This window comes from Desulfobotulus mexicanus (assembly GCF_006175995.1).
Taxonomy (GTDB): domain Bacteria; phylum Desulfobacterota; class Desulfobacteria; order Desulfobacterales; family ASO4-4; genus Desulfobotulus; species Desulfobotulus mexicanus.
Genome location: NZ_VDMB01000016.1, coordinates 60,023 through 86,701, shown reverse-complemented (window position 1 = coordinate 86,701; position 26,679 = coordinate 60,023). Strand labels below are relative to the sequence as shown.

Sequence of the window (26,679 nt, the reverse complement as noted above, 5' to 3'; positions counted from 1 at the left end):
ATTTGTAACTGTTCAGCACAGTTTATTCTGAACTGACAATGCTGTAATTACAGCAGCATCGTACTGTTACAAGGCTCCGTGGCTATTTGCAAGTGACATTGCAATCGTTTCGGATCAGAGCTTTGAAGGCCTGTGCGAAAGAAGCGGCAAACTGTCTGAGCCGCCACAAAGGCAGCGTGCTTAAGCCTGCCATGGTAATCAAAAAGCTTATCCTGCCTGTGGCGGGGAGTTTTTGCCGCTTCCGCACAGGGCAAGAAGCTCCCGAATAAGATTGCGTCACGGGCAAATAGCCGGGGCCTGTGCATCTGTCTTGCAGGTATGGTACTTGGAAAACGGTGCTGAATAATTACGATTATTTTATACAGAATCCGTACAGGGATTTTCCGGCGGAAAAAGATTTTCAGGAATCTCCACCCATACGGCACGGGCAAGGCCCAGCAGGTCTCCGGACTCTGAAAAAACAGCTGAACCTGCCATTCTTTTTCTGCCATTGACTCCGAGGGGCCAGCCCATGGCAATACAGCGGTCACCGGGCTTTACCTTCCCCTCAATACGTGCCTCCAGCTGACCCAGAACAATGGCTTTGCCCTTTTCAAAGGACGCCACGGCAAAGGCTCCGGGACAATCTAAGGCCGCCCAGATAAAAGCATCAGATACCCTTCCATCTTCTCCGGCAAGGGAGGCATCCACAATCCATGGAGAAGCCACAAGGCCCTTATCCTTTATACCCCCAGCAAAAATTCGCAACCCATCCCCCTCTTCCCGAAGGGTTCCGCAGACAAAACAGCGGGGAAAACTGTGATGGCGAAAACCAGCATAATTTTTAGAAGCTTCCACAGCCTCTTCAAAGGAAATAAAATCGGGTATTTTAATATCCAGCTCCGAAGAAGCACCTTCTCCAATTAGGATATCACCATCCATCAACCTGACTCTGTCTTCGGCTTTTTCCATACAAAGCTCTTTTTCAAGGGGCGGCGGCACCCGGAGGGAAACCGATGCCGTGTCGGAAATATGCCCTGCAATGCGTCCACAGACATATCCTCCGTTTCCGGACTGGGACGGACCACAAAAGCGCGGATCAATTGTCAGATTTTCAAGAAACATATATCCTCCCTGAATTTTTCACATCTTTTTCGCCTGAAGCTTCCACCGGTTCAGAGCCTCCAGACATATCTGTTTCCGCCATGTATCCAATCATGGATAAACCGCTCTGGCAACCAATTCAGATCAAGATGGCTAAAAAAAAGGAAACTCCCCAATAAAAAAGAGCCTCCCGGAAAAAAGACCGGAAGACTCCCGCAACTTCCATCAAGAAAATCAGGATGCAGTATCCTGCCCTGCTTCTGAGACAGTTACAAAATCTTTGATTCTCTCTATGGTTTTCGGACCAATTCCATTGATATTCTGCAAATCCTCTATGCTGCCAAAGGATCCATTGGATTCACGATAGGAAACAATGCGCTCTGCATAGACTTTACCAATACCCTTAATCTGCATCAGCTCTTCCACGCTGGCTGTATTAATATTAACTTTTGCACTCTGGGCAATCCCCGACCCTGCCATAAAAACCATTAAAAAACATGCGGCGATCATAACAGCAAAGAGCTTGTTTCGTAAACCGTTCATAAAAAGCATCTCCTTTAAATTTGGATAATAAAATACCGTACCCGCACCTTACGAATACGGAAAAAAACAAACGGCACACAATATAGATCACAGAAAAAACACAGCGCAGAAATGCAGGTGTCCATCAAGCATTGTGATACAAAAAAAAACCATTCAGATACTGCCGAAAAATAATTGAGAAATAAGATAGAAGATTACAGGCGGGAGATCAAGTTTTTTTTACTTTTTAAAGCCATTTCCGGAATTAAATGAACTCTGAGTATCAAGAATCCAGTGCCCCAATGAACTCTTCCAGTGAGACTTCTGCTTGTTTGAGAAGGCCGACCAAGGTTCCGGTTTTCAACTCACGATGATTGGGCACAACACAACCGGAAGAGCTGCGGCGCATCATGATGTGACTTCCACGCTGGCGAGTGACTACAAAACCCAGATTTCCCAATGCACGTACCGCATCGGCTCCCGATATACCGGTAGCTTAGGCATAATCGGGTATTTGGAATGAGGTCAGTAGGGGGCGTCCAACAATTGAAAGGGGGAATTCTTCTAAATAAAGCTCCGTTGCTTCACGCAGATTCAGCAATGCCTCTTCAACGGTTTCACCTTGCGTAGTTGTACCTGTCTCAGGATTAAAGGCCACATAGCCTCCTTCCGGGGCAGGAGTCAAAACGGCTGAAAGTTCCATATGTTTTTCCTTCGGTGGAAGAACGGATCAGAATCCATAACAGTCCGACAAATAAAAAATTTCCATTTATTCTGATACTAAAGGTCAAAACTTTTAAAAGAATATCCCCTCTTTGTCCGTCGATCAAGAAAAAAACAGGGCTATCATCCATAAAATTCTGAAGTTCTTAAGGTCATTAAGGTCTTCAAGGTCTTCAAGGTCTTCAAGGTCAGGGGTCATTAAAGTCCTTAAGGCCCCTAAGGTCTTTAAAGTCCTTAAGGGCCTTAAGGTTCGCATAACTAAAAGAACCTTATAATCAAATTTGTTTTATGGCGCTTCCGGCCCCACCCGCTTATTCAGATCCCATACAAGATCTGCTTCCGGAAGAAGGGGAAGATATCCCAGCCAGGGATGGGAGTCCAGATGATCCTGACTCTGCTGCAGCTTGCGGCTGTGCTCTTTGATGGGCGATACTATGTCTTTGATATTGCCCTCAAGCTTTGGTGCCGTTGCATAACCTGTGGCCTGCATGGCATAGTTCACAGCCTCCTGACTGTACTGCTGGGAACGGGCAAGGGTTTCCAGTGCTTTGGCGGGATTATGGAAACCAGCACTGTTTTCCGCTGATATCCAGTCCCAGAACATCTGCCCCTTACGGATTCGCTCCTGAGCGGCGATCATTAAATCTTCATAATTATCCGGCTTTTCCCCCTCAAAGGCACGGGCAAGGCGCACGGCTTCATGGGCCTTCACGGAAAGATCCTGAGCCACCATCAACTGCTCCCAGGTGCGTTCCTGAGTATAAACAACCCGCTCCTTAAGATATTCCGGTGTTTTATCACTGTGGCACTGCCCGCAGGTCCGGCTGATGCTTTCAGCACTTTTCAAGGGCGAAGTCCAGTGGTGGGAAGATATTTTCTTTTTACCGTCCATGCGGCGATAGGGCATGTGGCAGTCGGAGCAGGAAACACCGGCGGCCCCATGGGGACCATCATACCAGGTTTCAAATTCCGGATGCTGAATCTTGATCATGGGCGTATCGGAAACCGCATGGGTCCAGTCCACAAAATTTCCCTCAAAGCCCTTGCGTTCAGTGGAACCCTTATCCTTATAATATTCATAGACATTTTCTGGATTTCTGCCCAGATCCCAGGGAAATACGGGCTTGGCCTCAGGCCCCAATGCCTTATCCTGAAAATAATATTCCACATGGCACTGGGCACAGACCAGAGAACGCATTTCATTTCTGGACGCCTCCCGCCAGTCCTGCCCCATGCGCTTCAAAGCCTCATCCAAAGGCACACTGGTAATTCTCAAGTCCATACTCTGGGGATCATGGCAGGTGGCACAGCCTATGGTGTGGTCATCCAGATCCAGCTCTTCCCTGAAGGAATGAAACTCCATGGCCCAGAAATCATCATCATATTTATCCACCCACTCGATCATTTTGGGCGTTTTGCAGGTATAGCAGGTGGAGGGCAGGCCCGCCTCCTCACTGTAACGATTGATGCGATCAATGTGCAACACATCATAAAGGGCAAAGGTGTGGCCTCTGGCCCGGTTGTATTCATAACTGAAGGGATAACCCATCCAGAGATTTTTCAGATAGGGCTGACAGTATTTATAAGCCCTTGGCAGATCTCCGCAGAGGTGTTTTTCATGGGGAACTGAACCCGCATATTCGGTCATCTGCGTGTCATCGTTGTTGGCAAGGAAGGTTTCATAATGCAGGGGGAACTGTTTTTTAAAGGCTGAATTGCGGATTTCGTCCGCCCCCAGTTTTGTTTTATAAGATGGTGTTTCAGGGTCCGGAACCTGAGTACAGCCACCCATTACAAATCCAGCTGTCAGAAGACAGCATACCACAAGCAGCCGGATATTCCGGCCAGCAGTCCTATTCATTGGCTACCCTCCTTTCAGCAATGGGCGACTTGGAAAAATGGGGAACCTGACGGTGGCAGTCCGTACAGGATTCCTTGGCATCAGCCACATTGAGATTTGTCATGGTGTGGCAGGCCATGCAGTTTTCATTGACCACATCCTTTGTGGCCTGGGTGGTATGAATCACATCCAGAACATCGCCAAAGGTATTCTGGTACACATCCTTGGCACCTGCCTTGACCTTGAACATGATTTTCCGCATACCGCCCGCAGGTGCATGGCAGTCATTGCAGGAAAGGGAGGCATGCACAGAATTCTGCTGGGTACGCACCACCTCATACATGATGTGACAGGATCCGCAGAATGCGGGCTCATCCGTGGCTTTCATGGAAAAATCCGCTGCCGCATAAATACCGGCACCCACAACAATCAGACCAAGGGCCAGAAGCAGGGTTTTCATACCGCCGGGAGGTGCCTTCATAAAAACCTCCTGTTTAAAACAAGTCCTTAAAATTTAAGGATGCTGAGAAAAGTCTCAGCATCCGTCCAGACATTAACGACCCGCCATCATAGCTGCCACATCTTCTTCCACAGAGGATATGGGTTTGATATCAAATTTTTCCACAAGCACCTTAGCCACGGCCGGAGACAAAAAGGCCGGCAGCGTGGGACCAAGGCGGATTCCCTTAACCCCAAGGGAGAGAAGGGCCAGAAGAACGGCTACTGCCTTCTGTTCATACCAGGCTATATCATAGGAAATGGGCAGTTCATTAATGTCTTCTAAGCCAAAAACTTCTTTCAGTTTCAGGGCTATCACGGCAAGGGAATAGGAGTCATTGCACTGACCCGCATCCAGCACCCGTGGAATACCACCTATATCTCCTAAATTCAGCTTATTGTAACGATACTTTGCACATCCCGCCGTAAGTATGACCGTATCTGAAGGAAGACTTTCAGCAACTTCCGTATAATAGCTGCGGCTTTTGTGCCTTCCGTCGCAACCGGCCATGACCACAAAACGGCGGATGGCACCGCTCTTTACTGCCTCCACAACCTTATCAGCCAGTGCCAGAACCTGATTATGGGCAAAGCCTCCCACAATGCTTCCCTCTTCAAGGCTTATCGGTGGTGCACAGCTTCTGGCTTTCTCGATGAGGGGAGAGAAATCCCTGACCCCGCCTTCTGGCCGGTCTGCAATGTGCATAGCCCCTTCATAGCCCACCACACCCGTTGTAAACAGACGATCCAGATAGCTATTGTCCTTTTTTAAAGGCACAAGACAGTTGGTGGTGAGAAGCACGGGACCGTTAAAGGATTCAAACTCATCATTCTGGTGCCACCATGAACCACCGTAATTTCCCACAAAGTGAGTATACTTTTTAAAAGCAGGATAGTAATTGGCAGGCAGCATTTCTCCATGGGTATAAACGTCTATGCCCGTACCTTCGGTCTGACAGAGAAGTTCTTCCATATCTTTAAGGTCATGGCCGGAGATCAGAATACCGGGCTTGCTGCCAACGCCGATATTTACCTCGCTCAGTTCCGGATGACCATAGGTTTTCGTATTGGCCTCATCCAGAAGGGCCATGGTGCTGACGGCCATTTCTCCGGCCTTCATAACAAGGCCAGTCATGGCATCCACGGACAGCTCCTTTGTGGTCGAAGCCAGAGCTTCCATCATGAACTCGCCAATTTCTTCCTTATGAAATCCCAGAACAGCCGCATGCTCCGCATAGGCCGCAATGCCCTTAAGGCCTATGGTCAGAAGTTCTCTCAGGGAACGGACGTCTTCGTTGTCCGTTAGTAAAACGCCCACCTTTTTTGCCTTTTCCCCAAAGGCCTCAGCAGGAGCCGTCCAGGTAGCTGCCTCAGGAAGAGATTCTGCGCAATCCTTCCCGTTTTTTTCACGGTAAAGATCTCTGAATTTAACGGCAAGGCTTTCCCTGCGCCGCAGGCCTTCCTCAATCATGGAGCTAAAGCGGGCATTATCCCAGTTGGCATTGGTAATGGTGGCAAAAAGACCTTTCATGATAAAGTTGTCATGGCTCCGGTCAGCAGCCCCCATTTCCTTTAGTTTTTCGCCATAAACGGAAATGCCTTTCATGACAAAAATCAGAAGGTCCTGAAGGCTTGCCGTTTCTTCGGGTTTCCCGCAGAAACCCTTTACCGTGCATCCGGTGTTTTTCATGGTTTCCTGACACTGAAAACAGAACACAGGCGCCCTCCTTTTTTCATATGGTTACAAAGACATAGCCCTGAACATACCCCAAAAAAACCTTTAATTCCGAACCTTAAAATATTTTACCTTTCCTTATCACCGCAGACAAAATAACACCGTTTTTATTCGCGCACAAAAAACAGAAAAAGGATAAATATATCCCTACCCCTTATAATAAACAAAAGCAAACTAAAAAAAACTGCATCCCAGAAAGAAGAACCCTGAGGAAGACGCCATCCTTTGTTTTTTAAAAAGACCCATCCATGAAAGTGTTTAAAGAATCAGTTCATATCCCACACCAGCCAGCAGGCATTCAGCCATCCACTGTTAACTTAAAAGAAAATTCCATGAAAAAACTTTAAGATATTGGACTTTTTTCCATGAAAAAGTTATGATTCCATCCAATCAAAGGAGCTCAGTCAACCATTCTTAAAAAGGAGTTCGACCATGGCCGTAAATGTCAGATCCATAGGTTTCAGGCTGCTAAGTGTCAGCCTGCTTTCAGTTCTCATTCCCCTTCTGGCCGTAGGCTTCATTGCCATGAGCAGATCCACAACAGCATTAACCGTCATCGCCTCAGATAACACCCATGGCATTGCCCAGGATCTGGCCAATCTCATGGACAACCTTCTCATTGCAGAAGTCCGTCTGGCAGACACCTTTGCCAAAGAAGAAAACATCAGAAAACTTCTGGTGGAAGCCCACACAAAGGGGTCTGCAGCTGTAAGACCCCAGGCCCTCCATGTTTTTGAAAACCTCAAGGTCCAGTTCCCCGCCCTTGGATCAAACTATCAGGGCATTTTTGTTGCGGATGCCAAAGGAGAACTTCTCACCGGCGTCATGCCCAATGGCAATGAATATGTTGGATTTAATATTGCCAACAATGATGAGTTTAAAAGGGCCATGTCCACCAAAAAAACCGTCATCGGCAATGTGCTGCGCTCCCAGGCCACGGGCGGCCTAGTCCTGCCCATAAACTCACCCATCCTTTCTGGCAGGGGCGAGTTTCTCGGAGTTTTTGCCACTGTAATCAATGCAAATTATCTAACGGAAATGGTCTCCTCCCGCAAACTTGGCAACACAGGTTATGGCTACATGCTCAATGAAAAGGGTCTGGTGCTGGCCCACCCCAATGAGGCCCTTATACTTAAAACAGATATCAATCAGATTCCTGGAATGGAGCACATTGCAAGGACAATGCTACGGGGAAATTCCGGCTCCGATGAATATGTTTTTCAGGGTGTGAGAAAAATGGCTGGTTTTGCCCCTGTTCCCAGTACGGGCTGGCTCATGTCCGTCACCCAGGACCATGCTGAATTTCTGGAAAGCTCCAGAGATGTGAGAAACGCCGTGGTACTGGTAATTATCCTTTCCCTTATTATTGTGGGCTTTATTGTAACCCTCCTTGTACGCTCCATTGTCAACCCCATCAATTCGGCTGTAGCCGGATTAAAGGATATTGCCCAAGGTGAGGGAGATCTCACCATGCGCCTTAAGATCAGTACAGAAGATGAGGTGGGAGAGCTGGCCCGGTGGTTCAATGTCTTTGTGGAAAAACTTCAAGGTATTATCCGTGACATAGGACAAGGGGTTAATACACTGGCATCCTCCTCCACCCAGCTTTCCACCATTGCCGACAACATGCAGCAGGGCGTTCAGGATGTATCCGGCCGTGCTGAAACCGTGGCAGCGGCCTCCGAAGAAATCTCCACCAACATGGATCAGTCCGCAGCGGCCCTGGAACAGTCCTCCAGCAACACCAACCTGCTGGCTACGGCATCGGAAGAGATGTCTTCCACCATAAGCGAAATTGCCCAAAACGCAGGCAAGGCAAGGCGTGTCTCCGATGATGCCGCAGGCAAAGCTTCCCGCATGTCCAAGCATATGGGCAGCCTGAAAGAGGCCGCCGATGCCATCGGAAAAGTTATCGAAACCATCACAGATATTTCAGAACAGGTGAATCTGCTGGCCTTGAACGCCACCATAGAGGCCGCCAGAGCCGGAGAAGCAGGCAAGGGTTTTGCCGTTGTAGCCAATGAAATCAAGGAACTGGCAAGGCAGACCGCTGCGGCATCTCAGGATATCCGCGAAAAGATTGAAGATATTCAGGGCACCACAGCCACCACCATTCAGGAGGTGGGTGAAATAACAACGGTAATCAATGATGTCAGTGAGGTTGTGGGCAATATTGCCGCAGCCGTGGAAGAGCAGTCCACCGCAGCCAGTGAGATTGCGGGTAATGTGGCTCAGGTATCTCAAGGAATTGAGCTGGTCCATGAAAATGCCAGCCAGAACGCCACCGTGGTGGGAGAGGTCACAAAGGACATTGCAGGTATAAATCACGCCATGGGTGAGATGAAAGAAAATGGAAGCCAGGTCAATGACAGTGCAAGGGAGCTTTCAAGGCTTTCAGAATCCCTTAAAAAAATGGTCGGGCAGTTTAAGATTTAAGATCCATTTATAAAACAAAGGTGCCTTTCACCCCAGCCGTCTCCCTGAGATGGCTGAGGTGAAAAAAACTGGAACAGCAAAACCAAATAAATCATGGTATTTCAAGAAATTTTCTGACTGTATCACATCTCAGGGAAGCTACTATTTTATCAAAAAATAGCTTTAAAAACACCACAAACATTATAAGATAGAAAAAAGCTTGTTTTCACAGAGCCATTCATGAGAATATCTGTATCATTCAGACAGTAACTGCAAAAACATTTCATTTCCCCACCTTTTATTCTTTCATCACCCTCCAGCAGCAAAGGAGCTTTCCATGGACGAAACAGCCAGTGCAGGCAAGTATCTGACCTTCTCCCTGGGAGAAGAAAACTACGGCATCGGCATTCTCAAGGTAAAGGAAATCATCGGTATGATGCCCATTACCTCCGTACCCCAGACACCGGATTTTATGAAGGGCGTCATCAATCTCCGGGGCAAGGTGATTCCCGTTGTGGATCTTCGCCTGAAATTTTCCATGCCAGCCACGGATTACACGGACCGGACCTGCATCATTGTCGTTGAGGTAAGGGGGCTTTCCTCCTCCATCCAGATGGGCTGCGTAGTGGATTCTGTGTCTGAAGTATTGAACATCAAAGGCGAAGACATCGAACCTGCCCCTTCCTTTGGAACAAAACTCCATACGGACTATATTCTCGGCATGGCCAAAATGGACGGCAAGGTCAATATCCTCCTGGACATCGACAGCATCCTGACCACCGAAGAGATTGACACCCTCACCCAGGAAGAATGAACCCCTTATCCCAATAAACAATCAGGAGGATAGCTATGCAGGGAACATGGACCATAGGAAAAAAGCTCATTGTATCTTTTATAGCTGTTGCCATCATTACCCTTCTTGTGGGTATTGCAGGCTTTTACGGTGCAAATCAGGGTGAAAAATCAATTAATGAGGTAGGTGCAGTAAGACTTCCTGCCGTAGACAGTCTTCTCATGATGGAAAGCAATCTGCGACTGGCCCGGGGCAATATGCGGACCCTTGCCATTCCCGGCCTTTCCATGGAACAGCGCCAGCGCCAGTATGAGGGCTTTACAACAGCCCGTAACAACTACAGAGAAGCTGCTGCCATTTACGGTCCTCTCCCCAAAACCCCGGATGGAGCAAGACTCTGGAACGAATTCCAACCTACCATTGCAGCCCTTGCAAGGGAAAACGACCGCTCCATGGAAATGGCCAGAGCCATTGATGCCAACGGCATTGCCGATCCCATGGCCCTTTCCCGCCGCATCGAGCAGTTTGCCAAAGACCATTATATGGTTGTGGATCAGGTAAGAAGCCTCATTGAAAATCCTGAAGCAAGGTTTGAAGGGGGCGAAAACCATACAGCCTGCAATGCTGGCCGATATTTCCCCACCTTCCAGACGGACAACCGCCAGCTCCAAACTGCCCTCCGGGATTTTGAAACACCCCACCGCCGCTTCCATGAGGCTGTGGGACGCATCAAAGAAGCCGTGGCTTCAGGCAGAACTGAAGCAGCCCGCCAGATTTTCAACAACGAAATGCAGCCTGCCATGGATGGCGTATTCAGAAGCTTTGCTGAGATGCAGGCCATAGCCGATGAATCGGTAAGAATCTTTGAAGCCATGAAGGAACAGGCCCTTGTGGTTACTGCAGCAAGGGAAAGGGCTGCCCTGAGCATTCTCGATCAGCTTGTAGACATCAACAGAGAAATAGCCCGTACGGAAACAGAAAACGCCCTGTCTCAGGCTGTCTTTATTGAAATTCTGGTTACTGTGGCATCCCTCCTCGGTGTCATCCTTGCCCTTGCTCTGGGCCTTCTCATCACCCGCAGCATCAACACCAACTTAAGCCGTATCATTGCAGGCTTGAATGAAGGCTCAGATCAGGTAGCCTCGGCCTCGGGTCAGGTTTCTTCCGCCAGCATCTCCCTTGCCGAAGGTGCCAGCGAACAGGCCGCATCCATAGAAGAAACCTCTTCTTCCATGGAAGAAATGTCTTCCATGATCAAGCAGAATGCCGACAATGCAGGGGAAGCCAATGCCCTCATGGGTCAGACAAGGGAGGTGGTAAACACAGCCACTTCCTCCATGGCTGAGCTTACCCGCTCCATGACAGACATTTCCAAGGCCAGCGATGAAACCTCTAAAATCATAAAAACCATAGATGAAATTGCCTTCCAAACCAACCTTCTCGCCCTCAATGCCGCCGTTGAAGCAGCCCGTGCCGGAGAAGCCGGAGCCGGTTTTGCCGTGGTGGCCGATGAGGTTAGAAACCTTGCCATGAGGGCTGCGGAAGCAGCAAAAAATACCGCAGAACTCATTGATGGTACTGTAAAAAAGGTGCAGCAGGGAAGCGAGCTTGTGAATCGCACCAATACAGCCTTTAGCGAGGTGGCTTCCAGTAACACCCAGGTAAGTCAGCTGGTGGCGGAAATTGCCGCTGCATCCAAGGAGCAGGCCCAGGGCATAGAGCAGATCAACAAGGCCGTTGCGGAAATGGACAAGGTAGTACAGCAGAATGCTGCCAATGCCGAAGAATCCGCATCCGCATCCGAAGAAATGAATGCCCAGGCCGAACAGATGAAATCCATGGTACAGGAACTTGTGGCCATGGTGGGTGGCGCTGCTGAAAGGGCAAGAAAGAATTCCTATAACCAGCCCCGTTACAGGGAAGAAAGCCAGAACCGTCCGGCCCTTGCAAGAACCCCTGCACCGGCAAGACAGAATCAGGACAGAAGCCTAAAGAGACCACCCCAGACGAAGGGCAAGGAAATCAGTCCCAAGCAGGTCATCCCCATGGATGATGACGATGATTTCGGCCGCTTCTGATCATGGGGTGTAAAAAGTGAGAAGTGAGAAGTAGGAAGTGGAGATTTCTTGCTCCGGGCACCCATAAAGGGTGCCCCTACAAAACAGGGGCCGTAAAAACCAGGCGTTAAGGGCAGTCCTTAACGCCTGCCCTTCCTTAAAATATTCAGGGACTTTAAAGACCCTAAAGACTTTAATGACCTTAAGAACTTCTAAATAAGCTCACAGCTTCTTTTATGGCAAAACCAAAAAAACTGCACAGGCCACTGAACATAGCAGAAGCGGTTTCCAGTCGCTTGAAAAAATGTATCAGGATGGCGTCTCTTCAAAAATGAAACAAAGAAAAGACGTGAATATGCCTACACAAGCCCATAAACCAGAAAACATAGCCCTTCCCCAGTCGGTTATGGATGCCCTTCCCCACCCCATTGCCATGGTGGGAAGAGATTATCTATACCAGTATGTGAACCTCGCCTACGCCCGTTTTTTCGAGCGGAGTACCGAAGAAATAAAGGGGCTGTCCGTCTCGGATCTCATGGGAGAAGAGCTTTTTGAGCAAAGCATAAAACCCCATATCAACCGCTGCCTTGGAGGAGAAACAATAAGCTATGAAGTTTTTGTACCTTTTCCGGGCAAGGGAGAACGCTGGATGCGCATGCAGTACTTCCCTTCCACGGATGAAAAGGGCAGCATCAGCGGCATCATCTCCCACGGAACAGACATTACAGAAGAAAAAAAGCAGCAGGAAATCACACTCAAAAGACATGAAACAGAGCTTCAGGAACAGGCTAACCTGAAGGCCATTTTTGATGTCTCACCCGTAGGCAAGATGATCGTCAATGAAAAGGGACTTGTGACCCGTATCAATGCAGCACTCATGCCCATTGCAGGCAGTGAACCTCTGGAAAAAAGAGCTTTAAAAAATCCCGGAGATATTCTCGGCTGTGAGTACGCCCTGCAGGGCTGCCGGAACCATGAGAACTGTTCCCACTGCCGCATCAGTGCCGTTCTCAACAGAATATTTGAAACGGGCCAGAGTAGTACAGACATTGAAAGCACCCACAGCTTCACCATATCCAACAAGCTTAACCCCGTATCCTTCATCGTTGGCGGTGCCCCCCTTTTTATCAGCGGAGAACGCCATGCCCTGATAACCCTCATGGATATCACCGCCCACAGAAAAACAGAAGAAAGGGCTGCCTACCTTTCTGCCATTCTGGAAAGCAGTGATACCATTGCAGTTCTTAAGGACAAAGACCTGCGCTATATCCATGTCAATAAGGCCTATCTCAAGCTCACCGGCCACAACGACCCGGAAGCTTTACGGGACAAAACGGACAGGGATCTTTTCCACGGCATTGCCAGCCCTGAAGATATTCAAATGTTCATGGAAGGCGACGAAAAAGCCATGCTGCTTCCCCATGGTGAGGAACTCACCATGGAAGAAACCATCCGCACGGATGACGGAAAAATCCGCACCTTCCTCAGCCGCAAATTTCCCGTATACGGTCAGGACTGCAAAAAATTTATAGGTGTGGCTACCCTGAGCAACGAAATCACAGGCCGAAAAGAAATGGAGGAGGAACTTCGCCTTAAACGCCAGCAGGCTGAAGCCGCCAACATCGCCAAGAGCAATTTTCTGGCCAACATGAGCCATGAAATCCGCACCCCCATGAACGGCATAATGGGCATGAATACGCTTCTGCTGGATACAGAACTGAATGCAGAACAACGGAGCTGTGCCGAGACCATAGGGAGCTGTGCCAGCTCTCTCATGGGAATCATCAATGATATTCTGGATCTTTCCAGAATTGAATCCGGGCGCATGGAACTTCATATCTCAGACTACAACCTCAACAGGATGGTGCAGGACATTTTATCTGCCATGGAGTTCAACGCCCGGCAGAAAGACTTGAAACTCTGCTTCTCCATAGCCCCCGAAACCCCGACAAACCTACGGGGAGACAGTCTGCGCTTAAGGCAGATTATTCTCAATATTCTGGACAATGCCATCAAGTTTACCGAAAAGGGAGAAATCCGGTTACATATCCATCCCCTAATGGAGAGCCATAAAGAGGTTCTGCTCCATTTCTCCATAGAAGATACGGGCATAGGCATTCCAGAGGAAAAAAACGGACTTGTTTTTCAGAAATTCAGCCAGCTGGAACCCTGCATTACAAAAAAATACGGGGGCAGCGGCCTTGGCCTTGCAATATGCAAGGAACTTGTGGAAATGATGGGAGGCCAAATAGGCTTTTTCAGCATCATGGGTCAAGGCTCCAACTTCTACTTTACAATTATTCAGGAGAAACAACAGCAAGTCCTCGAAAACCCAATGCCATCCGATACATCTTCTGGCAAAGCGCAGGAGCTCTTCCATGAAAAAACAGCCCGCATCCTTGTGGTGGAAGACGATGCCACCAATCAGGTTGTAGCTCTGGGGATTCTCAAAAAACTTGGGTTTTCGGCGAATCTGGCTGAAGACGGCGCACAGGCCCTGCAGAAATTGAAAACAGATACCTATGATCTGGTTCTCATGGATGTGCAGATGCCCGTGATGGACGGGCTGGAAGCCACAAAAAAAATCAGAAGTGCTGATTCCGGCATAGAAAACAGCAAAATCACAATCATTGCCATGACAGCCTATGCCATGGAAGGCGACCGGGAAAAATGTCTGGCAGCAGGAATGGACGACTACATAGCCAAACCCGTACACGCCATGGAACTGAAAGAAAAGGTAGAAAAATGGCTCCCTTTGATTCAGGAAAAAGCCCATGAAAAAAAAGAAGCGTAGAGACCGACTTGTCGAACAAAAACACAAAGCACATTGTACCTGCGAAAATCCTGCCCTCTGCCCGAAAATCGCTCCTGTGAAAGAAAGGGTAGCGGATGAGACAGTCATAAAAAACGAAGAACGCTTTCAGCAGATGCTTTCCCTTATTCCGGACATGGTCTCCATCCATGATACGGATATGAACATTTTATACAGCAACTGGAATGGTTTTGCTTCTGTACCTGAAGAAAAAAGAATTCTTGGCACAAAATGTTACCGGACATACAGGGACTGTGAGGATATCTGCCCCGACTGTCAGGCAAAAACCGTCCTTGAAACCACTGCATCAGGTATCCATACCTCAGTTTTCAGGCCGCATTCATCGTGGGAACCATATCGAAAAAGGAAATTCTTCTTGCCTGCACACAAAAATTCCCATCATCGCCATGACCGCCGGAGCCATGCAACAGGACAGGGTACGCTGTCTTGAGGCGGGTATGGATGATTACATCTCAAAGCCTGTTCTTCCCGAAGAGCTGATGCATGTTCTTACAAAATGGCTGCCCCTTAACGATGCCCTGCCCCTGCTGATGAGAAGGCTTTAAACTAGAAAATCAAAAAACTTTTATATTTATTCGCCAATCCCTGCCCGAGATTCTTTTACAGCATCAAGAATATCTTGAGTTGTTGTTTTTGTTTTTATGCCTGTAACGTCAAAAGGAGATTTGGGAGACTTACTGAACCTCCCCATGGCTAAAGCCAGGGGGTTCTGACAGCAAGGACTGCATCTCTTCGTGGCTCTCGCCTTGCGGCTACAGCATCCACGACCTCGATACATTCCGATCTGTCTTTGACGGACGAACAGCTCTGTCTCCGGATACCGAAGCTCGAAGGCACAGACCTCCGAYTTGCTGTTTCTGTTACCCTTGACATCGCCCGTCGCAGCAGCGGTTCCGCAGCCGACCAGTCTTTATTCGCCTGATGGATGCCAAGGGTGTTGTTGCTACAATGTTTTGCCAGAAATGCCGAAAAAAGATCCCTTTGAGCCGTTACACCACAACTGCAAATATGATGACGCTGGCTAAGGGGTTTTTTCTTGACAGTACCGCAGATACAGGTTTGGGAAAGGCGGGTTGTCCGAGTATTTATCAGCTCAACACCACCGCTAGCATTTGCAGCTTTGCGGGTTATTTCACTGACAAACATTCCTGGACCACGCACTGAAACACTGCGCCCATAGTTTTTCTGGAAGGATTTATAGGATAATTGTTCCGTCTTTACATTTTTGCCAAGGCTTAGAATTTTGTTGCAAAGCTCTCCATGCTGCTTTTTTCTGGTTGCAGCAAGTTTTCTTTGACATTCAGCAATCTGTTTTTGGCGTTTTTTGTATCGGTTTGAACGGTGCCATTTCCGTGATCCTTTTTTTACCGTACCATTCTCATTGTAGTTATCGGGATTGCTTGCCCTGCGGCTTCTGTCTTGGGCTCGCTGTTTGCGTCTGATTTCTTTCCATGGCTGGACGACTTCATCACAAAATTGAGTCAGAACAGCATCTTTAGTGCCRACAATGGCAATGGTTGAAGGGCCAATATCCAGACCGCATATATCCTCTGAAAKCTCATTTTTTCTCTTTTGATGGGGTTTYCCCTCAAGGACAAGCTGAACAAACCAGCAGATTTTACCTTTGATGGTCCGTTTTAYAAGACGCAGATATTTAACCCGGCATGAAAGGGCATGRGCCTCGACACCATGTTTATCCTTCAGATCAAACCYTGRAGCTATATCAAGACCGTTCCAGAGAACACGCCCCTTCCTCCAYCGAATACCCGAAGCATTGCTTTTGCCTTCAATGGAGGTGAACCAACCGTATCTTTTGAAACGGGGTCTTCCYCGTCCACCAAAGGCATATTCTTTTACGGCATTAAACGCTCTTGAGGCTGTCTTCTGGATTGTGAATGCATCAAGGTGATCCCCAAGCCAGCAGGCTTTACAGGTTTTTGCTGCAAAGGCATGAATGCTGTATTCTTTAAAATCAAACCTGTTATTGCACTCATTGAATAGGGCAGTTCTTTCTTTACYTTTGGGAGTTTTGCRCGCAGCCTGAAACATCTTTGATTCACGCATGAGATCCAGCCTGCGCAAGGACTCACGCAAGCARGCGTTGTACARGTTCCTTCCCGCATCCAGACGCACATCAAGCACTGCCTCGTCATGGGGTGTTGTTATCAGCGGTATCTCATRTATGAAGGTTTCAGTCATCGGTTCTTCTGTTCCTCRATGTACTGTTTTATTATGGAAAGAGGCGCACCTCCTACCGTTGCCACAAAATAACTGTTTGTCCAGAGAGTTGGCAGGCGTGACTTTATASTTGAAAATTCCTTGCGTAGTATCCTTGATGAATAACCTTTAAGCTGCTTTACCAACCTGTGAATGCCATATTGGGGATCAACTTCTATCAGCAGATGCACATGATCCGGCATAATTTCCAGTTCAATGACCTCAGATTGACGATCAGAAGCAACTTGATTTATAAGATCTTTGAGCCGTTCAGCAACGGCTCCTGTCAATACTTGTCTTCTATATTTTGAACACCATATTACATGGTATTTACAGGAGTATACGACATTGTTATTGTTTTTATATTTCATGACTATTATTATATACTAAGAGTCTGTATATTTCAATGCAAATCAATTCAAAACCGTCGCCTTATATCCCCATGGCTAAAGCCAGGGGCTTTACGGCGACTTTCGGTAAAAATTGCAGGGGCAGCCCTTGCCCCTGTGATCCAAAGCCATGGATTTGTTCTGCAGGCTAGGGATGCTCAATGAGATATTCTATCTTCTTTTCGTCAAAACCGCCTACGGCAAGCAGGAGGATTTTTTTATTCCGCAGACCGAATTTTTCCCAGTATCTTCGGTTTCTGATCTGTTGCATGCCCTTTTTGACATCGCCTGTTTTGAATTCCACAATATATATTTTATCTGAAAAATGAATGGCGGCATCCATACGGCCCTTATCCGTCAGTATTTCTGCATCAATTTCCGCTCCCAGCATGACAAGGATCAGATAAAAGATGGAATGGTAATAATCTTCCTTTGCCGGGTACAGGTTATAGGGCAGTGAAGCAAAGGCTGCTGTCAGGAAGTGAATAAAGCTTTCAAAATCTTCCGAGGCAAGGCTCTGAAGCATTTTCAGGTAGGGTGGTTTGGCATGGGAGACCCCTTTTCCTGTATAATATCCAAGAATATTGTTGAGAAGCGATCGTTTTACCTCTCTGTTGGGAAGGCCCAGTCTGTAAAGCATTTCATCGGAAAAGCCCTTTTTTTTTTCTTTGATGGTGAGATAACCCGTTTGAAACAGAAGGGGAACCGGTTCAAGGTTATCATGGCCGTAACTGCCGAAACTGTAATTTTCCACCTCTATCCCTTCGAGGTCCGGCAGCAGAAAATGATTTTTTCGGATCAGCTCTATGAGAAAAGTGGGGGTTCCTGTTTCAAACCAGTAGTTGTTAAATGAGCTTTCGGCAAAAAAGCTTAAAATGGAAAAGGGATTGTAAAGCTTGTCTCTGCCATTCCAGCTGTAACCGTTGTACCAGGTTCGGATTTTTGATTTGAGTTCGTCATCTTTAATGTCCAGTGCGTCGGCACTTTGCTTCAGATGGGGTTCAAAATTGGCATACAGCTCCTCTTCCCTAATACCCAGCATTGTGCTGTAGGTGTCGGTGAAGGTGATGTCCCGCAGGTTGTTCAGTTTTGAGAAGACAGAGACCTTGCTAAACTTTGTCACACCCGTCAGCATAACAAATCTGAAACATGCATCCAGACCCTTTATGGCTTCGTAGAAGGAAGCAATATAATCTTTGTTTGTTCCTGCTTTGTCCGGGGCATCAATATAGTCGATGACCGCTTTGTCATACTCATCCACAAGCAGTACAACCTTCGCTTTTTTAGAAAGGGCAGTAACAAGCTGCTGGAAAAAGTTTTTGGGATCTTCCTCGTCAATGGAAATATTGTATTCAAGGGCGCTACTCTTCAAGGCATGGAGAAGGGTTCTTTCAAAGGTTTCAATATCAAGGTGATGGGTAATAAGATTGAAATCCAGATGAATGACGGGGTGGATGTTCCAGTCAATTTTATTTTCTATCCACAGGCCCTTAAACAGTTTTTTTTCCCCTTTAAAGATTTCCTTTAATGTGGAAAGCATAAGGCTTTTGCCAAATCGTCGGGGTCGGGATAAAAAACAGTATTTGTTCTGAATCAGGTTATGGTAGTCTTTTGTTTTGTCCACATAGACATACCCGTTTTCTATGATTTCCCTGAAGTTCTGTATGCCTATGGGTAGTTTTTTCATCGTTGACCTTTTTATTTGATTGGTTGAAGCAGTTCCGGCAGTCCTGCAAGGCTTGTGATATGGACTTCCGCCCCCAGATCTTTAGGGCCATAGCCGATAAAATGGCAGCCTGCTGCCGAGGCCGATTGTGCATCAAGGGGAGAGTCCCCGATGTAGATAAGGTTTTCAGGCCCTATGCCAAAGTAGCTGATAAGATTTTCCAGCATGTCGGGCCAGGGTTTGGCCCTGACCACATCCATGGATGTGATGAGCATATCAAAATGCTTTGTGAGATCAAAGTGATCCAGAAGGGGACGCAGGGTATTGGATCGGTTGGTGGCAACGGCGGTTTTAAAATCTGTCTGAAGGATTTTCAGCACTTTTCTCAGGTGCGGCTCTTCAATCATCAGGGGAAAAAGATCCGGGTAATGGAAGTTTTTCTGCTTTTCCCTGACCTTTTCCAGATCAACCCTGCCCTCAAAAAGATAGTCAATGGCTGTTGCTGAGGTATGCATATGCACATAATGGAAGTCCTTTTCATCCATGGGCGGCAGGTCAAAATTTTTGAGAAGGGTATTGTAATAGGTCTGGTTGGCTTTGCTGGAGTCAAACATCACGCCGTCGCAGTCAAAGGCAACGAGGCTGATATCTTTAAAGATCTGCATAGAACTTCCTTTTTTGATGCCTTATCTGACTCAGCCATGTCTGGTCAGGTGGCTATGATGCGGGCAGGCTAAGGCCTGCAATTATGAAAAATTTTCCCGGTCCTGTCCTGTAAGGATCACCTTTTAAGTGTGGCCTCAGTCAGACACAAATCCTGCCCCTTATCCTGCAGGGTTCAGTGCTGATTTTTTTCCGGAGGCCGGATATCCCCCAGCACCCGGATGCGGATGTCTTTTCTTATGGAGCTTTCAATGTCAAGTATCAGTGTATCATAGTAGCGGCCAGCCTCTTTTTTTGTATTGGAAGTGGAGACAAGATAGCCGTATTCTGTATCCAGAGCTGAGATGCTGAAATCGAAGTCTCCGCCCCTTGTGGCACGTATGCCTGTAACGGCAAAAGGGTATTCCGGGTCCGGTTTCAGGATAAGCTTCTGTTCAATGGTGTCTCCGGAAGCGCCATGCAGGCGGATGACGGAAGGCTCCATGATGGCAAAGGGCTTTATGAAACCTCTGATTTCAAACTGGATTTCAGGGTTGTCTGTTGCATTGGTTCTTACGGGTATGGTCTGAACCAGTGTGCGACCGGCATAGCCTGCGGTATTTACCCTTACATCAAGATGTCCCTCGCCACCGGGAGGGATGCGCCCCGTAAAGGAGGTCGCAGAGCAGCCTCAGCCGGGGCTTACCTTTAGTATGCGCAGTTCACTGTCTCCGGTATTGTGAAAGATGAAACGGTGGGTGATGATGCTGCCTTCGGGCAGGGTGTCAAAGGTGTATACCCTCTCTGGAACATGGAGGATTGGTTTTGCCCAGAGGGGCAGGGCTGACAGACAAAATATCAGAAAAAAGCAGATAAAGCTGATTGATTTCAGTGGCATGTGGTTTCCAGTGTTTTAGTCCTCATATTATGAAATAAAGCCGGAGTCATATATGGTCGCCTCAGCCGACAAGTCCCTTGAGCTGTTCTGCAAGGCGGGAGAGTTCGGCAGCACTTATCTGTACCTGCTGCCCACCGGATCTGATATGGGCTGCCGCATTGTTCACATCCGCAATATCCTGAGCCATGGTTTTGGATACGGAAGCTGTCTGGCCCACGGCTTCGGTTCCCTCATGAACTCCCGCCGAAGCCTGGGCAATGTTGGATGCCATCTCGCTGGTTACGGAAGACTGCTCTTCAATGGCTGTGGCAATACCTGCAATGTATTCCCCCACATTTTTTATGATGGCAGTAATTTTGTCGATATCTTTGATGGCATCCCCGGCGGCACCCTCAACGCCTTCCACCCTTTTTTTGATATCCTCTGTGGCCACAGCTGTCTGTCTGGCCAGTTCCTTGATTTCACCGGCAACCACGGCAAAGCCTTTGCCGGATTCTCCGGCACGGGCAGCCTCAATGGTGGCATTCAGGGCGAGAAGGTTGGTCTGTTCCGATATTTCAGTGATGGTTTCTGTGAACAGGGTGATTTCCCGGATGGCCGTGCCAAGCTGCTGCATCATAAAAGAGGTGGTTGCTGCCTGCTCCGTAGCCTGGGAGCTGATGGATCTCACCTTCGCCGTGTTGGATGCAATTTCGTTGATGGTCGCACTCATTTCTTCCGAGGCACTGGCAACGCTGGAGAGATTGGTTGCCGCCTGTTCCATGCTGGCGGCAATGGTGGCGCTTCCCACACTGGCCTCCTCTGCGGCGGCGGCAACCGTTGCTGTTTTTTCAGAAAGGGTATGGAGACTTCTGCTGGTATCGTCACTTACGGAAGACAGCTCCGTGGCAGAAGAAGCTACTGTGTTGGCATATTCCAGAATCTTATCATAATAGATTCCAAGGGCTTTTATGGACAGGTACAGGGGGTGGAAGGCGTTGCTGCGGGTTTCTGCAATTTTTTCAAGTTCAGCTTTTGATTTGCCATGATAATCCGTCATCATAAAAACAAGATCGGGAACAATCTCTTTGGCCACCTCAAGCCTGATGTCAATACCTATGACGGCTGTAATCCGGTTCTGTTTCTTTAAGGGTATGGAAAGGGTTGTCATGAGAACCTGCTGACCTTCAAGTTCAAAGTAAAAGGGTTTGATGATGCAGGTTTCGCCCTTTCTCATGGGGATTTTGTAGTAGTCCCAGTCTTTGTAGTCATCAAGGGGCATGGTTTTTAGGTCATTGCCGTCTCTGTAGATATAGATGCTGTCTTCTTTTTCAGACCAGCAGACCCAGAATCCTAAAAAATGATTGCTCTGGTCTGCCTGCATGGCATTTCTGAATACCCTTTCAATCTGCGCCCTGTTTCCAAGAATGTCCGTAAATCCGTTTTCCAGTTCAGACAGGGCTTTATACGCGCTGCCCATGACACAATAATCCACAAGGGCGCTTTTTTTTAAGTATTCCGTGGCAAGATCAATGGCATCCGATTCTTTCTTTTTCCCATGGACGTAAAAGACAAAAAGGACTGCCACCGTTGGAAGAAGTAAAAAAATAAGGGGCAGATCCCGGAATATCTGGCCGACTGAAAGGGAAAGGACAAGGGTGATACTGAAAAAAACGATGCCTGCTTTGTTTTTTGTAAAAAAGTCTATGATCGCTTTCATTGCTGTTTCTCCCCATGGGTGCCTGTGGCGGTAATTGTTTGATACAGTAGTGTATTTGTTTGGTGTTTGGTTTCTGCGGGTGGCCTTCTGTTTTATTGCCCCTCCCCCCCCGGCACTCGGGCCAACAGGTTTCAGTCCATGAAGCAGACCCGGCTTGTGTCCTGTGTGTCGGACCTCTCCCGGAGGTGCAGGTGAGAAGATCAGCAGGTTCAAGGCCTGTCCATATGTTTAAGCAATTTTTATTCCTGGCATGTCAGGGAGGTATCATTTTTTTATCTTTCAGAATCCGAATGAGATGGTACGCCTTTTTTTCCAGTTCAGGGAAAATGGCAGCGGCGGTATCCATATCCCCATGGAAGATACTCTCTTCCATCTTTGCAGCCATATCCATAAGAATTTCAGCCCCCACATTGGCGCTTGTACCCCGGAGCGCATGGGCTTTATGCCGGGCTTCTTCCCGGCTCCCGGATTCAAGGGCCGTTTTCAGGGTGTGCATGGATGAGGGAAGCTGTGCCGTATAGGTTTCCAGAATGGTTTTCACCATATCCAGATCCCCGTAAAGATATGTTTCAAGGGTCATGGGGTTCCAGGCAGCAGGTGACTGCCTGTTTGCAGAGGGAGTATCCGTAATGAAATCCGATGATATGCTCTGGGGTACATGGGGTTTTTCTGGTGCAGGAAAAGAATCTGCCGCCCTTGTTTCCACAGGCATTGTCTCAGGGGCAGGCTGCAGGCTCAGCCACCTTTTAATGGTTTTTGCCAGTGTTTCCGGATTTACGGGCTTGGATATATAGTCATTCATGCCTGCCTGAAGGCACTTTTCCCTGTCTCCCTGCATGGCATTGGCGGTCATGGCAATAATGGGCACAGTTTTTTTGCTTTCAGCGGCTTCTATTCTTCTGATTTCCCTGGTTGCCCTGAGACCGTCCATCCGGGGCATCTGCATATCCATAAGAATCAGATCGTAGGCATGGGCTTTGATGGATAAAAGTGCGTCTTCGCCATTTTCTGCGGTGTCTGCCTGAAGGCCCATTTTTTCCAGCATGCCAAGGGCCACCTGCTGATTGGTGAGATTGTCCTCCACCAGAAGGATGCGGATTTTTTGTTCTGAAAAATCAGGCTGGCGGCTGTAGCGGGCCTCCCTTGCCGTATGCCGGGTTACAAGGTCCGAAGGTTCCCTGCTGCCAAGGGCCATGCAGAGGCAGATGAAAAGTTCGCCATAGGGAACGGGTTTGGTCAGATAGGCGGAAAAGCCGATTTCATTTACCATGGCGCTGTCTCCCCGACGGCTTGAGGAGCTCATCATGACCAGGCGGAGATCATTAAGAAGGGGATTGGATCTTATGGCTCTGCCCAGAGATGCGCCGTCCATGCCCGGCATCTGCATGTCCAGAATGGCCATGGCATAGGGTTTTTTTTCTTCAAGGGCCTGATAAATGGCCCCCAGTGCTGAAGGGCCATTTTCTGCCTCATGAATGATCATGCCTGCGGCTTTCAGGCGGATATGCAGTATCTCCCTGTTTGTCGCATTGTCATCCACAAGCAGTACCCTGAGACCGCTGAGCGCTGCACATGCAATCTGTTCCTGCTGTACCGGTAAGCCTGCCTGCATTTTTACGGAAAAACAGAATACCGATCCCTTGCCTTCCACGCTTTCAACCTCAATATTTCCTCCCATGAGTTCTATCAGTTGTTTTGTGATGGCAAGGCCAAGGCCCGTTCCTCCGTAGCGCCTTGATATGGAAGCATCTACCTGGGTAAACTGATTGAAAAGATGCGGTATTTTGTCTTCCGGGATACCGATGCCCGTATCCCGGATTCTGAATTCCATGGTGATGTCATCATTTTTTTCTGCCAGCAGACTCACATGGATCAGGACTTCTCCTTCATGGGTGAATTTGATGGCATTGCCCACAAGGTTGGTGAGTACCTGACGCAGTCTGCCCGGATCTCCATTAAGGCGATCCGGAACATTTTCTTCAATGAACAAGATGAGTTCAAGTCCCTTTTCGTCAGCCTTGAAAGCCATCATGGCGGCGAGGTCATCCAGGAGGGGTCTCAGACTGAAATTCAGGGCTTCCAGTTCCAGATGACCGGACTCAATTTTGGAAAAATCAAGGATATCGTTGATCAGAGAGAGCAGGGCTTTGGCGCTGGACTCAAGGGTTTCCGTATAACGGCGCTGTTTTTCGTCCAGAGCTGTATCCAGAAGCAGGCCTGCCATGCCCAGAACGCCATTCATGGGGGTTCGTATTTCATGGCTCATGTTTGCCAGAAATTCACTTTTGGCGATGCTGGCCATTTTTGCTTCTTCGGCCAGATGGTTGGCCCTTTCTATGGATTTTTCCAGAAGAAAATTGCTTTCAAGGAGCATGCGCTCATTTCTTTTTCTCTCTGAAATGTCGGAGTAGGTGGCATAGCCGCCCTGAATGATGCCATGGATGCGGACAGGGCCACCCTTCAGCATGACTTCAATGGCCCGGCCATCCCTGGCATATCGGACGGCTTCCATTTCTATGGTTTCTCCGCCAAGAATTCTGGGAGAGCCGTATTCATGTTCCTGTTTCAGGGGATCAACAACCGTATTGATATTTTTTCCCGATACTTCTTCAAGTGTATAGCCGAACAATTCCGTAAAACGTTCATTTACGTTAAAAATACAATGGTTTGTGTCAAAGTAAACCATGGCGTCATTGGTGCTGGTAAAAACAGATTCAAAGTGCGCCTTGCGGGTTAGCATTTCTTCTTCGCTTTGTTGTCTTCTTTCAAGGGCAAGGCAGGCAAGGCAGGCCCTTGCGAGCATTTTGCCCATGGGAGCCATTTCATGGAGAAAAAAATTATCAAAGGCCGCAGCCCTTGCAAGAAAAAGAAAGCCGAAATCTTCCAGCATAAAGGCATAGCAGTGCTGTTCGCCATGCTGCACGGAGTGCCATGGGAGAGCCGGAGCTTCTTCCAGGGCATGGGCCAGACTGGCCATGGGTTCAAGGTAGCCCCCATGGCCTGCCATGGCTTTGGGCAGGATGTGTTCCGTCACCGGCTCCCCTTTGTCGGTGCGCACCACGGCGGCCATGGTGCAGTTCAGCTTTCTGAGAAAAACCCTAAGGCTGTTTTTCAGTATGGTTTTGAGGCTGAATTCTCCACTGATGGCAAAGGCGATCTGAAGGAAAGCATCCTTATACATATCAGGGTTCACAGGCATCTCCAAGCAGGGCTGCAACTGCTGTCTTGTTATAAAACTCAAGGAAGGCATCGCCGGTATTGGCTATTTCTCCAAGGCTCAAGGCTCCGAAGGTAACGCTGCCCTGTTCTACGGCCTGAATCTCCCTGCGGAAATCATCCCCCATGAAGAGAACCCTTGAAATGCAGTCCATGAAAAAGAGGACCGGATTTTTTTCTTCTCCCCTGTAGTTGGCTGATGCCGTGTTTCTGGCCTCCACGGCACCTTTAATAAGGGAGTCCATGTCTCCGTTCAGAATGTGGATATAATTGCCTTCCGGAACCTCGCCCACACAGACAAGGGCATTTTCTTCCGTGAGTATGGGGTCGCGCACCACCATTTCCGCGCCCATGCGGGCGATACCCAGGGGGTAGGCCTTGGCAATATCGAAAAAGGTTGTTTTTTCAAAGGAAACATTTCCGTGTTTTTCTATGATTTCCCTGTACACGTCAAAGGCGGGTTTCCAGTTCAGGGAAAGAACCCTGTTGGCTGAGGATGCTGTCACCTTGATGGTTTCTGAAACCGGATGCCAGCCATGGGCGACACCGATGCCGCTTGATACCTTAGAAAGTCCCAGAACGGCCGCATCCATAAGAAGCCCCTCCGGGGTAATAATACATGGCTTCTGCTTGAAGCTGAGGGAACCGGCACCGCCGCCGACATAATTGGGTTCAAGGCCAAGGGTACTGAAAAGGCCCTCCACGAGTTCTGCAATGCGTTTTGCCATGCCATCCACAAAGACAAAAAGTGTTGCAGAAGAAAAGTTTTCGCTGGAAAGGAGATCGTCAAGTTCATCTTCAAGCTCTGTTTCAGGACGGCTGATATCTTTAATAACAAAGGGTTTTACGGGATGACGGAGCCCTGCCACAAGGGTGCCCTGTTCAAGGTTCTTCCCCTCGGCAATAATCTGCGGGAAGATGCCTCCAAAAACCGGAACGGGAAGAGATTGGAACAGTGGATCTGCTTCTTCCTTTGTCCATTCGTTACCATCGCATCCGAGTATTAAAAGGCTTTTTACCCTTGGATCTGAAGCCATGCGGCGGGCAATTTTTTCTGCTGCTTCAAGGTGGCCTTCGCTGCATACCTGAATAATCATTGGGCGGATTTCCTTTCTTTGGGTAAAGGGGGATTTTTCAGATGATTCCATGAAAACAGAAACACCATTTACCTCATCTCCTTGGGTGGAGGTTTTGCCGGGAATGGGATTTAATAAAAAAACAGGTCTTAAAAGCCAGGACAGAGAAGGTTCGGCAGAAAGCCGGAAGTTTTTTAATGGAGATGGAACTGGAAAAGAATCAGTGAAAAGTTTTTTAAAAATGACATAAAGTACTTTTTTGTTCAAGAAATAATTCAATGCGGCACTCCCCATGGCAGGGGGGAGGGGGCTTTTTTTGAGGTTTCAAAAAAAGAGTGAACGGTGTATTCTCGGTGGATAAAGGAAGACAGGGAGTT

The 26,679-nt window shown here is 48.1% G+C and carries 21 protein-coding genes; 6 read left to right on the top strand and 15 right to left on the bottom strand.

Annotation, left to right across the window (positions count from 1 at the left end; translation table 11 throughout):
* Nucleotides 1–357 precede the first annotated feature (357 nt).
* The 7 genes from FIM25_RS12225 to hcp all read right to left on the bottom strand — a co-directional run bounded on the left by FIM25_RS12225 (nucleotide 358) and on the right by hcp (nucleotide 6,383).
* Nucleotides 358–1,104 (bottom strand): hypothetical protein, encoded by a 747-nt coding sequence (locus FIM25_RS12225; RefSeq protein ID WP_139449725.1) that lies wholly within the window; start codon nucleotides 1,102–1,104, stop codon nucleotides 358–360.
* Between the two features lie 213 nt (nucleotides 1,105–1,317).
* Nucleotides 1,318–1,626 (bottom strand): ComEA family DNA-binding protein, encoded by a 309-nt coding sequence (locus FIM25_RS12220; protein ID WP_246052178.1) that lies wholly within the window; start codon nucleotides 1,624–1,626, stop codon nucleotides 1,318–1,320.
* 262 nt (nucleotides 1,627–1,888) lie between these two features.
* Entirely contained in the window at nucleotides 1,889–2,092 is a 204-nt protein-coding gene (locus tag FIM25_RS17910) for a type II toxin-antitoxin system HicA family toxin (protein WP_139449723.1), read from the bottom strand.
* A 9-nt stretch (nucleotides 2,093–2,101) separates the two neighbouring features.
* A complete protein-coding gene (locus FIM25_RS12210) occupies nucleotides 2,102–2,308 on the bottom strand; it encodes a type II toxin-antitoxin system HicB family antitoxin (protein ID WP_139449721.1) in 207 nt (68 codons plus the stop codon).
* Between the two features lie 306 nt (nucleotides 2,309–2,614).
* Nucleotides 2,615–4,189 carry an ammonia-forming cytochrome c nitrite reductase subunit c552 gene (locus FIM25_RS12205; protein ID WP_139449719.1) on the bottom strand — a complete coding sequence of 525 codons (1,575 nt, stop codon included), beginning with the start codon at nucleotides 4,187–4,189 and terminating at the stop codon, nucleotides 2,615–2,617.
* Nucleotides 4,182–4,649, bottom strand: coding sequence for a cytochrome c3 family protein (locus tag FIM25_RS12200; protein ID WP_139449717.1), 468 nt, complete (start codon nucleotides 4,647–4,649; stop codon nucleotides 4,182–4,184). The genes FIM25_RS12205 and FIM25_RS12200 overlap by 8 nt, the downstream gene beginning before the upstream one ends.
* Nucleotides 4,650–4,721: 72 nt before the next feature.
* A complete protein-coding gene (hcp, locus tag FIM25_RS12195; RefSeq protein ID WP_139449715.1) occupies nucleotides 4,722–6,383 on the bottom strand; it encodes a hydroxylamine reductase in 1,662 nt (553 codons plus the stop codon).
* Nucleotides 6,384–6,833: 450 nt separating this feature from the next.
* Between hcp and FIM25_RS12190 the strand changes: the two genes are divergently transcribed.
* The 5 genes from FIM25_RS12190 (at nucleotide 6,834) to FIM25_RS12170 (ending at nucleotide 15,044) form a co-directional block, all read left to right on the top strand.
* Nucleotides 6,834–8,837 (top strand): methyl-accepting chemotaxis protein, encoded by a 2,004-nt coding sequence (locus FIM25_RS12190; RefSeq protein ID WP_139449713.1) that lies wholly within the window; start codon nucleotides 6,834–6,836, stop codon nucleotides 8,835–8,837.
* A gap of 316 nt (nucleotides 8,838–9,153) precedes the next feature.
* Nucleotides 9,154–9,630, top strand: a complete 477-nt coding sequence (locus FIM25_RS12185) for a chemotaxis protein CheW (protein ID WP_139449710.1) — start codon at nucleotides 9,154–9,156, stop codon at nucleotides 9,628–9,630.
* A gap of 35 nt (nucleotides 9,631–9,665) precedes the next feature.
* A complete protein-coding gene (locus FIM25_RS12180) occupies nucleotides 9,666–11,687 on the top strand; it encodes a methyl-accepting chemotaxis protein (protein WP_179953344.1) in 2,022 nt (673 codons plus the stop codon).
* Between the two features lie 310 nt (nucleotides 11,688–11,997).
* Nucleotides 11,998–14,460: a PAS domain-containing protein gene (locus FIM25_RS12175; protein WP_179953343.1), complete on the top strand. Its 2,463-nt coding sequence runs from the start codon at nucleotides 11,998–12,000 to the stop codon at nucleotides 14,458–14,460.
* A gap of 311 nt (nucleotides 14,461–14,771) precedes the next feature.
* The gene (locus FIM25_RS12170) at nucleotides 14,772–15,044 is read left to right on the top strand and encodes a response regulator (RefSeq protein WP_218961415.1); all 273 of its coding nucleotides are present in this window, start codon (nucleotides 14,772–14,774) and stop codon (nucleotides 15,042–15,044) included.
* A gap of 148 nt (nucleotides 15,045–15,192) precedes the next feature.
* On the opposite strand, the gene FIM25_RS12160 is transcribed toward FIM25_RS12170, so the two are convergent.
* The 8 genes from FIM25_RS12160 to FIM25_RS12120 form a co-directional block, all read right to left on the bottom strand.
* Nucleotides 15,193–16,698 (bottom strand): zinc ribbon domain-containing protein, encoded by a 1,506-nt coding sequence (locus FIM25_RS12160; protein WP_139449704.1) that lies wholly within the window; start codon nucleotides 16,696–16,698, stop codon nucleotides 15,193–15,195.
* Nucleotides 16,695–17,087: an IS200/IS605 family transposase gene (gene tnpA / locus FIM25_RS12155; RefSeq protein WP_425456385.1), complete on the bottom strand. Its 393-nt coding sequence runs from the start codon at nucleotides 17,085–17,087 to the stop codon at nucleotides 16,695–16,697. The genes FIM25_RS12160 and tnpA overlap by 4 nt, the downstream gene beginning before the upstream one ends.
* A 166-nt stretch (nucleotides 17,088–17,253) precedes the next feature.
* Complete coding sequence (locus tag FIM25_RS12150) at nucleotides 17,254–18,792, bottom strand: ATP-binding protein (protein ID WP_139449700.1); 1,539 nt, start codon at nucleotides 18,790–18,792, stop codon at nucleotides 17,254–17,256.
* Between the two features lie 11 nt (nucleotides 18,793–18,803).
* Complete coding sequence (locus FIM25_RS12145; RefSeq protein ID WP_139449699.1) at nucleotides 18,804–19,436, bottom strand: HAD family hydrolase; 633 nt, start codon at nucleotides 19,434–19,436, stop codon at nucleotides 18,804–18,806.
* A 173-nt stretch (nucleotides 19,437–19,609) separates the two neighbouring features.
* Nucleotides 19,610–20,311 (bottom strand): OS_HP2 family (seleno)protein, encoded by a 702-nt coding sequence (locus FIM25_RS17715; protein WP_268815279.1) that lies wholly within the window; start codon nucleotides 20,309–20,311, stop codon nucleotides 19,610–19,612.
* A 61-nt stretch (nucleotides 20,312–20,372) separates the two neighbouring features.
* The gene (locus tag FIM25_RS12130) at nucleotides 20,373–22,010 is read right to left on the bottom strand and encodes a methyl-accepting chemotaxis protein (protein ID WP_139449692.1); all 1,638 of its coding nucleotides are present in this window, start codon (nucleotides 22,008–22,010) and stop codon (nucleotides 20,373–20,375) included.
* A 253-nt stretch (nucleotides 22,011–22,263) separates the two neighbouring features.
* Nucleotides 22,264–25,203, bottom strand: a complete 2,940-nt coding sequence (locus FIM25_RS12125; RefSeq protein ID WP_179953342.1) for a response regulator — start codon at nucleotides 25,201–25,203, stop codon at nucleotides 22,264–22,266.
* Nucleotides 25,193–26,374, bottom strand: a complete 1,182-nt coding sequence (locus FIM25_RS12120; protein ID WP_179953341.1) for an FIST signal transduction protein — start codon at nucleotides 26,372–26,374, stop codon at nucleotides 25,193–25,195. Before FIM25_RS12120 ends, FIM25_RS12125 begins: the two co-directional genes overlap by 11 nt.
* On the opposite strand from FIM25_RS12120, the gene FIM25_RS17125 reads away from it, so the two are divergent.
* Nucleotides 26,373–26,552 (top strand): hypothetical protein, encoded by a 180-nt coding sequence (locus FIM25_RS17125; RefSeq protein WP_179953340.1) that lies wholly within the window; start codon nucleotides 26,373–26,375, stop codon nucleotides 26,550–26,552. The two genes, FIM25_RS12120 and FIM25_RS17125, sit on opposite strands and share 2 nt — an antisense overlap.
* The last annotated feature ends 127 nt before the right edge of the window (nucleotides 26,553–26,679 follow it).

Excerpts from the sequence above, each read along its gene's own strand:
- FIM25_RS12225 (WP_139449725.1), bottom strand. The coding sequence starts at position 1,104 with ATGTTTCTTGAAAATCTGACAATTGATCCGCGCTTTTGTGGTCCGTCC.
- FIM25_RS12130 (WP_139449692.1), bottom strand. The coding sequence starts at position 22,010 with ATGAAAGCGATCATAGACTTTTTTACAAAAAACAAAGCAGGCATCGTT.
- FIM25_RS12220 (WP_246052178.1), bottom strand. The coding sequence starts at position 1,626 with ATGAACGGTTTACGAAACAAGCTCTTTGCTGTTATGATCGCCGCATGT.
- FIM25_RS12150 (WP_139449700.1), bottom strand. The coding sequence starts at position 18,792 with ATGAAAAAACTACCCATAGGCATACAGAACTTCAGGGAAATCATAGAA.
- FIM25_RS12190 (WP_139449713.1), top strand. The coding sequence starts at position 6,834 with ATGGCCGTAAATGTCAGATCCATAGGTTTCAGGCTGCTAAGTGTCAGC.
- FIM25_RS12180 (WP_179953344.1), top strand. The coding sequence starts at position 9,666 with ATGCAGGGAACATGGACCATAGGAAAAAAGCTCATTGTATCTTTTATA.
- FIM25_RS12120 (WP_179953341.1), bottom strand. The coding sequence starts at position 26,374 with ATGGAATCATCTGAAAAATCCCCCTTTACCCAAAGAAAGGAAATCCGC.
- FIM25_RS12200 (WP_139449717.1), bottom strand. The coding sequence starts at position 4,649 with ATGAAGGCACCTCCCGGCGGTATGAAAACCCTGCTTCTGGCCCTTGGT.
- FIM25_RS12175 (WP_179953343.1), top strand. The coding sequence starts at position 11,998 with ATGAAACAAAGAAAAGACGTGAATATGCCTACACAAGCCCATAAACCA.
- FIM25_RS17125 (WP_179953340.1), top strand. The coding sequence starts at position 26,373 with ATGAAAACAGAAACACCATTTACCTCATCTCCTTGGGTGGAGGTTTTG.
- FIM25_RS12145 (WP_139449699.1), bottom strand. The coding sequence starts at position 19,436 with ATGCAGATCTTTAAAGATATCAGCCTCGTTGCCTTTGACTGCGACGGC.
- FIM25_RS12205 (WP_139449719.1), bottom strand. The coding sequence starts at position 4,189 with ATGAATAGGACTGCTGGCCGGAATATCCGGCTGCTTGTGGTATGCTGT.
- FIM25_RS12185 (WP_139449710.1), top strand. The coding sequence starts at position 9,154 with ATGGACGAAACAGCCAGTGCAGGCAAGTATCTGACCTTCTCCCTGGGA.
- FIM25_RS12210 (WP_139449721.1), bottom strand. The coding sequence starts at position 2,308 with ATGGAACTTTCAGCCGTTTTGACTCCTGCCCCGGAAGGAGGCTATGTG.